This is a genomic window from Vibrio splendidus, from assembly GCF_024347615.1.
GTDB lineage: Bacteria > Pseudomonadota > Gammaproteobacteria > Enterobacterales > Vibrionaceae > Vibrio > Vibrio splendidus.
The window spans coordinates 3,414,345-3,427,292 of sequence record NZ_AP025508.1 but is presented as its reverse complement, the minus strand read 5'-3'; the positions used below and the strand labels follow the sequence as shown (position 1 = coordinate 3,427,292).

15 protein-coding genes are annotated in these 12,948 nt (G+C 40.9%); 10 read left to right on the top strand and 5 right to left on the bottom strand.

Annotation, left to right across the window (positions count from 1 at the left end; all coding sequences use genetic code 11):
- Nucleotides 1-207: 207 nt before the first annotated feature.
- Nucleotides 208-912: a hypothetical protein gene (locus OCU90_RS15290; RefSeq protein ID WP_061023482.1), complete on the top strand. Its 705-nt coding sequence runs from the start codon at nt 208-210 to the stop codon at nt 910-912.
- Between the two features lie 498 nt (nt 913-1,410).
- Here OCU90_RS15290 and OCU90_RS15285 read toward each other — a convergent pair whose 3' ends face one another.
- Nucleotides 1,411-2,292, bottom strand: a complete 882-nt coding sequence (locus tag OCU90_RS15285) for a helix-turn-helix transcriptional regulator (RefSeq protein ID WP_061023480.1) — start codon at nt 2,290-2,292, stop codon at nt 1,411-1,413.
- 267 nt (nt 2,293-2,559) lie between these two features.
- Between OCU90_RS15285 and OCU90_RS15280 the strand changes: the two genes are divergently transcribed.
- The 8 genes from OCU90_RS15280 to OCU90_RS15245 all read left to right on the top strand — a co-directional run bounded on the left by OCU90_RS15280 (nt 2,560) and on the right by OCU90_RS15245 (nt 6,457).
- The gene (locus tag OCU90_RS15280) at nt 2,560-2,814 is read left to right on the top strand and encodes a hypothetical protein (RefSeq protein WP_061023478.1); all 255 of its coding nucleotides are present in this window, start codon (nt 2,560-2,562) and stop codon (nt 2,812-2,814) included.
- Between the two features lie 338 nt (nt 2,815-3,152).
- Nucleotides 3,153-3,347 (top strand): hypothetical protein, encoded by a 195-nt coding sequence (locus OCU90_RS15275; protein ID WP_010434944.1) that lies wholly within the window; start codon nt 3,153-3,155, stop codon nt 3,345-3,347.
- 213 nt (nt 3,348-3,560) lie between these two features.
- On the top strand, nt 3,561-3,683 hold the full coding sequence (locus OCU90_RS15270) for a hypothetical protein (RefSeq protein WP_261809211.1): 123 nt from the start codon (nt 3,561-3,563) through the stop codon (nt 3,681-3,683).
- Entirely contained in the window at nt 3,680-3,823 is a 144-nt protein-coding gene (locus OCU90_RS15265) for a hypothetical protein (RefSeq protein WP_240513404.1), read from the top strand. Before OCU90_RS15270 ends, OCU90_RS15265 begins: the two co-directional genes overlap by 4 nt.
- A gap of 304 nt (nt 3,824-4,127) precedes the next feature.
- Nucleotides 4,128-4,466: a hypothetical protein gene (locus OCU90_RS15260; RefSeq protein WP_061023476.1), complete on the top strand. Its 339-nt coding sequence runs from the start codon at nt 4,128-4,130 to the stop codon at nt 4,464-4,466.
- Nucleotides 4,467-4,482: 16 nt separating this feature from the next.
- Nucleotides 4,483-5,271 (top strand): TIGR04255 family protein, encoded by a 789-nt coding sequence (locus OCU90_RS15255; RefSeq protein WP_061023474.1) that lies wholly within the window; start codon nt 4,483-4,485, stop codon nt 5,269-5,271.
- Nucleotides 5,159-5,746: a hypothetical protein gene (locus OCU90_RS15250; protein ID WP_143700566.1), complete on the top strand. Its 588-nt coding sequence runs from the start codon at nt 5,159-5,161 to the stop codon at nt 5,744-5,746. Before OCU90_RS15255 ends, OCU90_RS15250 begins: the two co-directional genes overlap by 113 nt.
- Before the next feature lie 6 nt (nt 5,747-5,752).
- Nucleotides 5,753-6,457, top strand: coding sequence for a hypothetical protein (locus tag OCU90_RS15245; RefSeq protein WP_061023470.1), 705 nt, complete (start codon nt 5,753-5,755; stop codon nt 6,455-6,457).
- A 496-nt stretch (nt 6,458-6,953) separates the two neighbouring features.
- Here the strand turns inward: OCU90_RS15245 and OCU90_RS15240 are convergent, their stop codons facing one another.
- The 4 genes from OCU90_RS15240 to OCU90_RS15225 are packed head-to-tail and all read right to left on the bottom strand — an operon-like array spanning nt 6,954 to nt 12,137.
- On the bottom strand, nt 6,954-8,921 hold the full coding sequence (locus tag OCU90_RS15240; RefSeq protein ID WP_061023467.1) for a DNA polymerase: 1,968 nt from the start codon (nt 8,919-8,921) through the stop codon (nt 6,954-6,956).
- 50 nt (nt 8,922-8,971) lie between these two features.
- Nucleotides 8,972-10,813 (bottom strand): helix-turn-helix transcriptional regulator, encoded by a 1,842-nt coding sequence (locus tag OCU90_RS15235; RefSeq protein ID WP_061023465.1) that lies wholly within the window; start codon nt 10,811-10,813, stop codon nt 8,972-8,974.
- Nucleotides 10,813-11,439, bottom strand: coding sequence for a hypothetical protein (locus OCU90_RS15230; RefSeq protein ID WP_061023463.1), 627 nt, complete (start codon nt 11,437-11,439; stop codon nt 10,813-10,815). The genes OCU90_RS15235 and OCU90_RS15230 overlap by 1 nt, the downstream gene beginning before the upstream one ends.
- Nucleotides 11,440-11,498: 59 nt before the next feature.
- A complete protein-coding gene (locus tag OCU90_RS15225) occupies nt 11,499-12,137 on the bottom strand; it encodes a hypothetical protein (RefSeq protein ID WP_061023461.1) in 639 nt (212 codons plus the stop codon).
- A gap of 139 nt (nt 12,138-12,276) precedes the next feature.
- On the opposite strand from OCU90_RS15225, the gene OCU90_RS15220 reads away from it, so the two are divergent.
- Complete coding sequence (locus tag OCU90_RS15220; protein WP_061023459.1) at nt 12,277-12,867, top strand: helix-turn-helix domain-containing protein; 591 nt, start codon at nt 12,277-12,279, stop codon at nt 12,865-12,867.
- Nucleotides 12,868-12,948 lie beyond the last annotated feature (81 nt).

The following is a 12,948-nucleotide window of genomic DNA, read 5'->3' as shown; positions in this document are numbered from 1 at the left end:
TGTTTTGTTATTAAAGGCTCCCATTGCTATCTGGAAGCAATGGGAGCGAATGTTTAGGTTTAGCTATGGCGTATATTTATTTTACTTTTGGGGGCTTTATCGCAATAACCTGCATTTGTTTCTTGTTGAATATTTTCTTGCACTTTTCAGCTTTTGGTTTGTTCATGTTGGTATGATTCAAGGTTTTCTCATTGGAAATGAAAGGTAATGAAAAATACCGTTAAAAGGTATAAAGTTTCACTTAGTCAAACGGAATTTAATATAGAAGACTCAATAAATAAAGTGTTCCTTAAACGAAGTAAAACGACTTTATGTACCTTAATTATCAGTCTTGTTGTTAACTTGGTGGTTAGATTTGATTTTGTCGCTTTGGGGGGGGGGGGGGTTGGTGAAATGTCGGTTACTGAAACGCTACAGCAAATCTTATTACTTGTAACGTCATTATCTTTTGCTTATTTAGCCAAGGAGAGGTGTGATATTAAACATGCATCAGTGTTAATTTGTGCATTTTTTGGTGTTCTATTTATTCGAGAGATGGATTTTTGGTTTGATAAGTTAACCCATGGTGCGTGGGTTTATCCTGCGATGGGGCTCGCCTGTTGTGCTATCTTGTATGCTATTCAGAATGGGCGACGAACTCTTGAACAGTTGGCATTAATATTAGCTTCCCCGCACATGAATGTGTTAATTATCGGGTTGATGCTTTTGCTCGTATTCTCTCGACTTTGGGGGATGGGGAGTTTTTGGCAGGGTGTGATGGGGGAACATTATATTCGTGATGTGAAAAATATTTCGGAAGAGGGCCTAGAGCTTTTAGCTTACTGCATTATAACATTTTCGAGTTTAAGCATTGTTCTCCATTTAACCCAAAATATACAAGCTATACCTACCTCGTGTAGTAAGTCCACATAGCCAGAGACAAGCATTGATTGGAATAGGAACTTGTCACATCTAAGCTCAATGACAAGTTCAATCCATTAAAACATTCTCATTAAAATAACCAAGTTATCTGGCTCAAGATAACCACCACAGCAACATTGGTGATATCGACGATAAACAGATATGGACTGGATTCAGTGATTTGAAGCAGAGTTCTAGCATCAGTTCTCATAGTAATACCCCTATATATTCAACCTGCTCAAAGTGCAGTTATTTATTAGTTAGTCACCGTTCGCTGAAAAACAGCATCGTTTTGAGCCTTCCCTTAACTGGTATCGGTTTTAAGTTTGGTAAAACACCCCAGTTCCCATATCTAACATCGAAAGCTTAAAAAGCGCTGTATAGTGGTATCTTTATGACATGGAGCGACTACAACAGAGAGCAGAAACAACATTATGTCTTGGTGGTTGCATTTCATCTCAACGAACCATCAACAAGCCCAGCGACGTACTTCAATCAGCTCAGTGCCTTCTACTTGGTTGAGTCCATATAAACTTGGAGCACTTGCTTCAACAAGTAACGTATCCAATCAGGTGAGAGCACCTCCACATGAGGTAGCCACGTTTTAAGTTGGCGTAGTAACTCTGGAATGTTCTTGGTTTGGTGACTAACAAGCACTTGCCCTGAACTTAACTCTTTTAACACCCTGAAGTCATCGGCATTACCTTCATTTAAGAAAGCTTCCACGACTTTAGCGCTCATCTGTATAAGGACTTCAACGGGATTGAGTCGTTCATCTTCATATCCACAACCAGTTAGCTTCTGCTCAACGCTAGGGTCAGGAGAGTATTTATCCTCGTAACGCACTAACTCACGAATCTTAGCCACTCTGAGAGGCTCTAGGCAGTTTCTCTGTGTCCCAGCGATGTACCAGTAGCCAGAGTCATTTACTAATTTGTAGCTGTGGAACTCATCGTAGGTTTTTCCTTCATGGCTAAAGCTAATCACGTTTCGTCGTTGTATCGATTCGATAAGTTTCTCGAACACCGAAGCACATTCACTAATGTCCTCGATTTGTGGGTTCTTGAAGAGAAAGGGTGGTGTGGTTTTGTTGTTTAATACGCCATTACTTAGATAGTGCTTACCCGAAAACAACGTATCGAATCCCATGTTTAACAGTAGGAGAGATAGCTCATTATTGGTCTGTCTGCCTAAGAACTTAGGGTCTAACGAGTAACAAGCTCCGTCACGTTGTATAGGTAGGTAATTTAACCGTTCATTGAAGTCACGATTTAACGTCCTTCTTGCTACCCCAAATTCACGACTTAAATCATCTAGATGCAACTTCTCACCTGTATTCAAACGGGTAAGGATAATGCCAAGTCGTTTCGCTAGTTTGTCATGCTCTTTCATTCTACGCATTGTAGATAGGTCACTCGTCAGGTGGTGTCATGGTCGGAAAGAACCTGATTATTTCTAGCTGATTTTCATAAGGTTACTGATATTGCTATAGCTTTCATTAGTTATCTCAAGGTATGCCTTACAAGGCATTCATCAATCATTTCAATATTTCTATATCTGAGCGACACACCCTGTCGTTCACCCTCTTTAAACTAATCATCAATCACGTTAACGCCGTCTCTTATAAGCGGCGTCATTACGTATTTAAGGAAAACAACAATGAAAAAATCAATCATCCTGCTAGGTCTAACTTCGCTATTCGCATCTCCGGCATTCGCAGGTGGTACGTTCAGTGGTAATCCGGGCGATATCTCGAAGATAGAAAAATCCTGGAATGGAACAGCAGGGAAACAAGTTTACACTCTGTCGGGAGCTCGCATTGAGTGGTATGCCGATGCCTGTGGAACCATGAATGGAAAAGTAATGGATACGGCGAAATGCGCCTCAGATACCCCGAAAGGTAAAGCACAATAAGGTTTGTTGTATTGGTCAATTTAGCTCAACGTTGGTTTAAGCCTAGCGTTTCAACGAAAGGTTCTGATTTTTCAATTGGGAAATTCAACCAAAACTGTACAGATGTGATTAGATTATTTTTAATTAGGAGGGGAGTCTTATTGAATGTAAAAAATGCGGCGAAACAGAACTTATAGACCGAGTGAAAAGAACTTGGCTAGAAAGTATTATATATCGAAAGAAGAAAAAGTTTCGGTGTTATATGTGTAAAAATATACGCTTTATTTAATAGGCGAAGCATAGAGGCGATATCAGTAATGGTGTCGCCTTTTTCATATCTATAGGAAGGGAGTCAGTACGTGGATAAAGACAACTATTCTGAACCACAAAAAGGATCAGAGACTCTATCTAAAAGTAGGAAGGAGTTAGGATTCAAAGCTGCCCAGCTTGGCGGCGCGATCGGACTTCGATTTGGTGGGCCGTATGGGATGTTAATAGGGACAATTTGTGGATTTTCAGCGGGAATTTTGATTGATGAGGTACTAGAGGACTAGTTACACAATAAAACAGGGACGCATGTTTCCCTGTTTTTTTTTTCGATAGCGACAAGAACAAACCATATCGCAAAATGGCATTGTCTGTGCGGGCAGATAAAGCCTTTTACCGTATTTCAAGTTTTGTCCGTGGCTCTTAACAAAGTAATAACCCTGTACGATAGCACCTCACTGTACAGGGATTACTTTAAATTAATCATGTAGGATAAAGTCATGGAAAACTTCAGTAAGATTATCGAGCACAACACAAGTGAACTTAAGAACGGCAATATGAGTGCATATTTGACTGTGCTTGAAGACAGTATTTATCAATACGAGAAAAAGTATGGCCGATGAAAGGCAGCGCTTACCTACGTAACTATTTTTGGTCTTGCTTCCGCAATGGTCTAGCCAATAAAGGTGGTTACGATTCCTTTGGTCGCAAGCAATTCAAGACTTATATCAAACGTTGGTTCCACAAGGTTGGCGCGAGATAAAACCACAGATGGTGTATCAAGAGCGTATCGCTATGTGAGTAAAAAGCGGACACTGGGCCTAAAGTAATATATTTAAAGGTTTCGAGTCCGCTTTTTACTTGTTTTATGGATGCTGAATTGTTTTTGGACATAAATGAGTTGCTGGCAGAGCTAAAATAGCCAAAAGCGAATTAGCTCAAGTATGGAAAGCTCTGATAAGTAAAAGCATGAATATAGCGATGACAATGATGTAGGTAAGTTAATTGGAGATAGCAGAGTCAACAGTTCAAACGGGAAGAGAGTAAGGTTTGAAAGCTTAGATGAAATGGAAGCAGTAGTTGAATCTATTAATAGACAATCTCCTGAAGATGCATTGATTGAAAATCAGTTGTCTTTGAATAACTTGTCAGATAAGGAACGTGAAGTTTTAGATTTGATACTTAGAAAGAATTCACACATAGAAGTAGCAAAAGAGCTTGGGGTTGATGTTAGGACTATTTTTAATCGAGTTAGTTCTATTGAAAATAAAGCTAGGAGATATCAAAAACGACAGCAGCTGTTTCAAACATCATTTTTGCGCATAGATCAACCATTTACTAAGGACTTTTTAGGCGCAGTGGTATATTATGTTCAGATACTAACACTATTTACATGTCCCATTTGAGAGAGTTGATCGCCAAATGCCTTTTGAAGATAAGCCTCGGGTAAGGTTCCATAATGATCCCTTGGTTGAAGTCGTATGCCAGTTTGTTTTTGTATCTCAAGTAGATGGAATCGAGGATGCTGATAGACTCGTTAAGCTACATACTTTAATAAAGGATAGACTTCCTTTATTTAAGAGATCTAAAAATGTTAGCTTGGATGTGAATGCAGATACTCAGTCGGTAACTCAAATAGAGAACCCTGTGTATGAATTTGCATCACTTGATGAAACAGTTCGAGCCATAATTAACACTGACTCTATTGCTTTTGTTACGACTAAGTATGAGTCGAAAGAAGCTTTCTTTGGCTATATAGATTGCCTTCATAGCGCACTAGTTGAACTTGGTATGATGCTTCCTATTAAGCGCGTTGGCCTGCGATACAAAGATGTTATTCAAAGAAGTTTGCTCGGTGAGGACTATATAAGCCATTCATGGAATGAACTGCTTAATGCTCCTCTGGTATCAGTATTTGAAGATCAAGAGTTATCTAAGAGTAAGATTTTAGGAGCTCAATCTAATTTTTCTATAGCACTTGATAGTATTGATAAAAACGCAAAAATGAATGTAAGTTGTACAATTGTTAATCACGCTCAATCTCAAGAGCAGTGCTTTATGATTGATAGCGATTACTATAACGAAGGGATTTTTGATTATGACGCTGCAAGCAAATTCTTATCAGCAGCCAACATCAAGGCTAGAGACTTTTTCCAATGGTGCCTTACTGAGCAGCTATACGAAGCCCTCAAACCTGAACGAATCGAATAGTGATACGCTGAGTAAAGTTGCTGTTGCTGCAATTACAGCTTCACTATTTATGGTATCTGGCTTTCAAACTACCCCAGATATTGCGTCGTCTATTCAAAATCAATATGAAGATAGTACGATTTGGGCTGAGTTTAATAAGACAAATGTTCTATTAGATGACTCTGTTGTACAGAAGCTACCTTGGTTAAAAGACTTTTATGATATTGGGAACTCGGCACATACAGCTAAAGAAGTACTGCCTTTGATATCAGGGATTAAGCGACTATTTTCCGAAAAACAGTACTCGACAGTTAGTGATATTCTTCTTGAGATGGAAGTGAATAAATTGAGCCCTACAGCTATGATTGCGTTTATCAGTGCTGCTTACCCTGCAAGGAATAAGCTTAGCAGTTGGTCTTTAGCTGTCGATAAAGTAAAAGCATCGTTAACGATTCATGAGCTCGATGCCGATGAGATTCTTAAAGGTTTGATTTAGACTTACATGCAAATAAATTCTCCAAAAGATAACCCATTCTCTGAGGTTGATGCGGTAGGTGTAGCTTTGGCTCAATATCCTGGCGAACAGAATCATATAGCCATATTATTTCATGGTGAAGATGGTGTTATGCTCATGCACGTCGGTGAACATAAAGGTGAATTGATAGAGCAGCCATCAGACAAGTATATATGGCTAGATTTAGGGGATGATTTCCATTCATTTCGAAAGCAAGTGATACTTGCTCACCTTCTTCATATCGCCGAAGAGAATAAAGACAGCCAAATTCGCTATGGTTTAGATCATGCGGTCTATTGTTTAGATCCTGAAACCGGAAAGTTAAATGATCAATATGATAGTACTATTGGTTTCACATGCGCTACGTTTGTTGTTGAAGTTTTTCTCTCTTGTGGTATTCAACTTATAGATTGGGACACTTGGCCTGCTGCCGATGAGGTCCATACAAGCTTTCAAAAGAAAGTTTTTAATTACCTACATCACTTGCATCAACAAAACCCAGATGTAGTCACATTGGAGTTCTTGAAAGCTCAAATTGGAAATATAGGGAAATCAAGATTTTTACCACAGGAAATAGCAGCTTCAACACAAAGTTCTGAGCCATCAATAAAAGCCGAAGTTGATATGTCTGCCCCAAGTATTCATAGTCAACTTTGTGACTATACGACTCAGTATTATCAAAATCGAGCATAAAACTAAGAAATTAGGTTATGCTCGTAACTAACTGAGCTAGTTTACGTAACGCTTCTTTCCGCTCGTCAAAATAGTCATAAACAGCTTCTACCCCTCTAAGCTTGTAGTTTAGGCATTTCTCTGCAATATGAGGGGAACTCTCAATTCTGCTAATAAGCTACGACATGTCAAGTCCTCCTTAAATCGTGAATAATAAAGTGAACAATCTCTTTATTACCGATTATTTTGGGCAGTTCTCGCTTGGTTTTTTTGATGTAACCCTGATTGCCAAACAGCTTTGCTAGAGCATGATGCAGAGTGTCACCTGAGATATACCCGTGACGTTTACTAAATTTTCTAGAAGGGAATAGGTACTCTTGAACCGTTAGCCTTGGGAAGTGATAGAGTCAGGTCTTTCTTTTTGCCGGTATTATATCAAGTATTTCAAAGTATGCTCTCTACAATCCGTACTGGTATCGATCGCAACGCACTTTGGGGGAAAAATAAGCTAGTGTCTTCACTTGTGTAGCCACTCTTCAATGGTGTTTACATTGCCATCTTTATTCCAACATGTAGGTTGTAACGTATTGATGTCTGTTCGGATGTTTAGTTGAGGGTAGCGCTCCTGAATGACCTGAATCATTACCTGAGACGTCAGGCTCGCAACTCCCTTTAATTCTTCTGCTGGGGCCTCAAACACAAAAGCATCATGTAATGCGACAATCAACTTAGCATTATGGCGCTTATATAATTGATGTAGACGATTGCCCGAGACTTTAAACAAGGCTGCAGCAGTGCCTTGCACTGGCATGTTGACCATCCAATTCTTTTCTTTGCGGTTACGTTCAGTATCTTGGGGACGTAACCGTTGTAGACCCGTTGCTGTACTCACATAGCCACGAATAAAACCATATTGTGGTGCTAAATCCATAGACTTACCGAGGGTAGGAAACATATTGAGAAACTTATCCATTAACTGCTGGGCTTTAACCTCGTGAACTTTGAGTTTCTTAGATAAGCCGTAGGCTGTGATTCCATAAATGAGTCCTAAAGTACACTCTTTCATCACGTTACGCTTATCGCTGTGGTGTTCTTTGAATATGTCAGGTGTACAGGATTGGAACTCCATCGGTAGTTCATCTAAATAGAACTCTTGAGCTAATGCTGTGTATAAATCTCCTGCATTATACTTCTTTATCAAGTCTTTATCGTTATACACAGCAGCCGTTATCGCTACCTCAATCTGAGCAAGATCAACCTCGCCAATACCATAGCCTTCAGGTGCAACAACGATGGGGCGAAGAACGGCAGGTAACCCTAGGAGGTTAGGAGCCATTGTTGCTTGTCGGCCTGTTACGGTATCTAGGTGCTTGTGTACTGGATGGATGCGACCGTCAGAGCCAATTATTCCTCGCTCTAATATTACATCCTTAGAAATTGAAACCATATTCGAGTATTTTGCTAACAACTTGATGGCGGGATGTAAGTCGTAGTTAGCACTTAGCATTTCACGGTCGAAGCTATAGTCGTTGCCTTCTTTAAAGTGATGTAGCAAGCCAAGAGCGTTAAAGAAGGCGATCTTCTCATCAGTGCTGCTAGGGTTTGCTAAGCCATAGACTTCAAGTTCGGACTTCCACTGAGCAAGTTTAGCCTTTGTCCCGTTTAGAACTTTCATGCATTGCTCACGAGACACAAGGACGCCATTTCGCTCCATTGCTGCATTGGTAACAATCCAAGGCATTTCGACTTCCAGTAGGTGGTTATGGATACCTTGTATTACAACAGCTTGAACTTGTAACAAGTATAATTTAGCGACTTCTTCGCACAACGTTCCGGTATACCCAGTCAACGGGAACTCTAGGTAGTAACGGGAATGAGTTGCTTTAAAGCCATAGAAATTCTCACGTTCCACAGCAAAGCTATCTTTAGCCTCGATTTTGGCCACTAAGTTGTCAAATTCTTCACATTTATTGAACTGATGCAGGCCAAGGTAGCGAGCTTTCTCTGCAATCAGTATGTCCCAGATACGGAATGGTTCATTAAGCTCTAAAGCCCAGAGGCAATGCACCAGTTTGTTAGCATCGTAAGCAACAAAGGTTGCTGGTAAGTCAAACAGTGCTTGTAGTGGACTGACGTCAATACCTGATACTAAATCAATGATGAATGTATGCTGCTCTATCGATACCATATCATTAGTGCAAAGTGACAGGCACAGCTTAGTTGGATGAATCGCTGAAATATCATGTTTTTCGTAACCATTGGGTAAGGTTACATGAGTAGTACTATAACTATATTTGCAATCAACACCAATGTGGCTGATAGGGAGTTGTAACGTTAGGTCAATGAAGTCAACCACTCCCTGCTGTGTATTGATATGTGTAGTCCCCCCACTGGTAAAGTTAGGGTTTCTAGGTAATACAGAGATAGATGTTTTCTTTTCCTTGGCTGGTGCAAAGTGTTGCTCAATTCCTGGAAGTAAGTCCACTTGTATAATCCTCGTAAGAGGGGGGAATTATTCCCCCATAGTTAATGGAGTCAGGCTTTCATATTGGATTGATGGCGGCGGACAGTGCGCACACTGATACCCAACTGCTCTGCTATTTCAGCTTGTTTGAGGCTTTTGGCGCTGAGAGCTCTAACATTATCAGCCGTAGAATGACTGCTACGTGTACGCTTGGTCGCTAGTCCGAAGTGCTTGCGCAATTCTGCTAAGTTCGAGAACTCTTTGTCGTAAGTCGTACCTAAAGGGTCATTGCTCTGAAAGGTAATAACTTCACGAGTCTTAGTGAATGGACGTACACGGCCCACAGCTTGAATGACACAACCCATTTCTAGGGTTTGTAGCATTGGGTTCACTACCTCGGCTACATCTGTAAATCGGTATTTATCATCAGCCACGACGCCATAGCGACGACGTGGCTTTTTCGAGTATGTAATTGCTACATCAATTCGCTCACTATCAGCCCGAAGGTCTTGTATTGAATCACTGAGCGTTCCTTGCTTCACGTAGTAGCTGTTAAGGCAATAGCAACAATCAAACTCTTCAAACTGGTTAATACCAATCACGCCATAGTGGATGACAGGAACCAATGTTATATCGGGATTCTCCACGTAATGCTCACCGTGAACTACACGGATATCGTTTACACCTTGTTCTACTAACATCTGGTTCATTGCTTTCACGCAGTAGCCAACATGAGATTTTTTCGAGACAAGTAGAATTCGTTTACCTTCACGTATGCGTAGTATTGTTAGCTGCGTGAATGCGTCTAAGATTTGTGGTGCGTTCTTAATGAAATTAGAACTAGCACCCGTAGCGGAAGCAAGATTCAACCAAGTCGTCCCTTCACCTTTAAACTCGTAATTGTCGTAAGGTGAGTAGAAATCAATACCTAACCGCATCTTTAAAATGGATAGGTGGCTGGTACCACTGTAGAGCAGTACATCACTTGTAGAGGTCAAAGGAGATGCGGGAAAGCGGATATCACCGTTCGGTAATTTCTCGCGAGATTCAGCACTGGAATCGCCAAAAGCTTGTAAGTCGTAAATGATGTTGTGGAATGAATCACCAAAGATCTCGTCGCCAATGGTTAAGATCTGCGTCATGTCATTAGTGCTTAGGCGAGGGAAGTGCCAAGCGTTTTTATCTTGTAAATCTTCACTAGGTGCATCTAGTAGACAGCTTAAATAGTGACTAATAACTGATTTATGCTTGCTTGATACATCTGATTTACTCGTTGCTTCCATGAGTTGGCGAATAGAGCTTACGGTAAGAGTACGGCTATAATTAGCTAGGCTGACATTGGCTTCATCAAATATGACCAGCACTTTCCTAGCGTTAGATTGCTGTTTTACATGAGTAATGAAGTACGGGTTTCGCTCAAGGTGCGTTTGGGTTGCAAACACTACCTGCTTACCTTGCAGGTCTTTCCCATATTGGCTAGGCCAGAAGCACTCTGAGCGCTTAGGACACAAATCACAGCAGTGACGTTTACCAAGGTGACTTAAATTCCTTGCTTCATAAGATTGCCATACTTTGTTGCGTTCTTCGCCGCACAGGTTGACTGGACGTGGGCGGATATTGATAACTTCAATGTCATTAGGAGGGTTTACGATGAACTTACGCTCATCGATGATCTTACGCTCATCGATGATCTTACGGGTAGGAGCCATGACAATCACAAGATCGTATTGGCCTTGTCGAATGGCTGCTTCGAGCACTTGATCCATGTTATAGGACTTACCGACACCAACTTGCCAGTTAACGACAACGTTCTGGTGCTCTAGGCAGTGCTGAAGAATAACCTCAGCGCTTTCTTTAAGTCTGAAGTTAACGAGGCCCTCAGCCTCGTCAATCAGTTGGTTGTCACCAGTCATTAGGCTGCGCGGCCACGCTTCAGGAATAGGCGTGTCTTAATTTGCGAAATGTCTTCAAGCTCTTCGTTGCTTTTTATTTCGTAGATGTCTGCTAGCGAAAACTCGTTATTGTCGTAGGCATTTTTAAATGCCAATACCTTATCGCCGTCGATGCCCATACCTTCCATGATATCAGCTGAAGTCACTTCGTACTGGTAGCCATTTTTCGTGATGCTAATCATCAGGCCACTCTTGCTAAATAACGGCTTTAGCTGCGGAGCTAGAGATGTTGGCTTCATTGCTGGTGGAATAGCCAGAACTTCCATGCGTCCTTCGAAGAAGTTATACACCGGTGTCAAAATGCGATGGTCTAGCTTAATGCCTGCCTCGCATAGCGAGCAATCCTTGCAGCCATTGCATTGCGCAAAACCTTTAAATTCAGGTGTGTCTAGGTAATGGAAGAACACTTTTTCAAAAGTATTCATCACGAAAGAGATCGTACATCCATCCTCGTTCAAACGGGTGTTAAAGAGGAAATCTGGTTGAGCGTATGTGGGCAGGTTAGCAGCATCAGGCCCAAAGATATCTTCATGTGTGCCTTTCTGGTTGCGCCCATGATTGCTTATTGTTTTTTGTTCAGTTGTCATGTTTCTTATTCTCTATCTAGTTTTTAAAGGAAGTTTTTTCTGTTTGAGTGGTTAAGGCGTTAAGGCGTATCAATCGGTTCTAGCGCATCAATCAGGTGCTCCCACGAATCTGATTGGGAGAAATCATTGGTTAATGCACGTTCAGCATCAAAGTAAAATGACTGACCATCAGCAAAATCAACATAGTCGAAGCATTCGCTGGCCAATGAAAAAGTGGAGGCACAAAAGAATTCGATGGCATGCGGGTGGTAAAAAGGCAGATCTTTACTTGCGTAGCCCACTGCCTCATAAATTGAATTAGGTATGCTTTGAGTGGTGCTTAAGTCATGTGTGCAGGTAAATATCTTTCTTGCGTGACCTAATTGATGAACGGTATCAATGGTTAACACGTCGCCTTCACGGCTAATGGTGTTAGAGGCTAAATGTAATTTTTCATTGAAATAGAATTCAATGTGTTCATCGCCTTTGTTTTCATATTCTGCTACGCGTTGTACCGTCATGACGGCAATAGGTGTTCCCCCTCCATCACCGTAAGAGAGATCCTCATTTTCCGTAAACAAACGAACCCAATGCAGTGGTAATTCTTTACGGTTGTAAGCTAAGCAAGCCGCAACATAGGCTATGCGTTTGCCGTGCAAGAGGTACTCTTGGTTAGAGTTGTCTTCATCCGTAACCATAGTTTTTAGAATGTCATTCATATTATTCTCTACTTGAAATTATAACTATAGGGTAAGCTTTTCAGGTAAAGATTACGACTTGTAGCTCAGTTATGTCAATAAATAATTGAAAAAAATTCCCGCAGCGTTAAAATTTCAATTCTGAGTTAGAGAGGCAAGTATGAAGTCAAAGGTCGTAGGAAAAGTAAGTATCTTTACGCTGATATCAGAAGCGGTAAAAGATCTAAGAATGTATGGCTGCGATTTTGTGTTGGGTATGGGTTTAACGAAAAGAGTTAAAACTAAAACCAAACAAGCAGAATATGCCGATTTACTTGGCGTTAAAGGTGCGTTTTATTCTCGTCTGGAAAGTGGTAGTTCGGCATTTAACATCGCGCAGCTTCATACCTTGTGTGAAGCCAAGGGGCTTTCATTAGGGGAGCTTTTTACCTATATAGACCACATGAAGAAAGATCTAATAGGTGCGGGGTATCAAGTCGTGACGGAAGCATTGCCAATTGAACAAGATGCAATGCGCAAAAAAAACTGGATTGAGGAAAAGGCGACGGCTCTGAATAACAAGTGGACACGTGAACAAAAGAGCTTAAAGCAATATAAAGACCTAACAGATCAACAAATCTCAGCTAAAAGACAAGAGCATGAGTTACATGCCACGGTTTTGTTTGCTGACAAGTTTGGTCATGTAGAGGATGTTGAGTTACGGGGCGGCTTGTGGGATGAAGCGTTCGTTGAAGATAGAGCGAAAGAGTAGACGCGAGTTTGCATGTAAGTGGACACGAAGCCTAATTAGATTATCTGTTAGGTTTGGTGTCCATTTTAGCGATGATTTTGC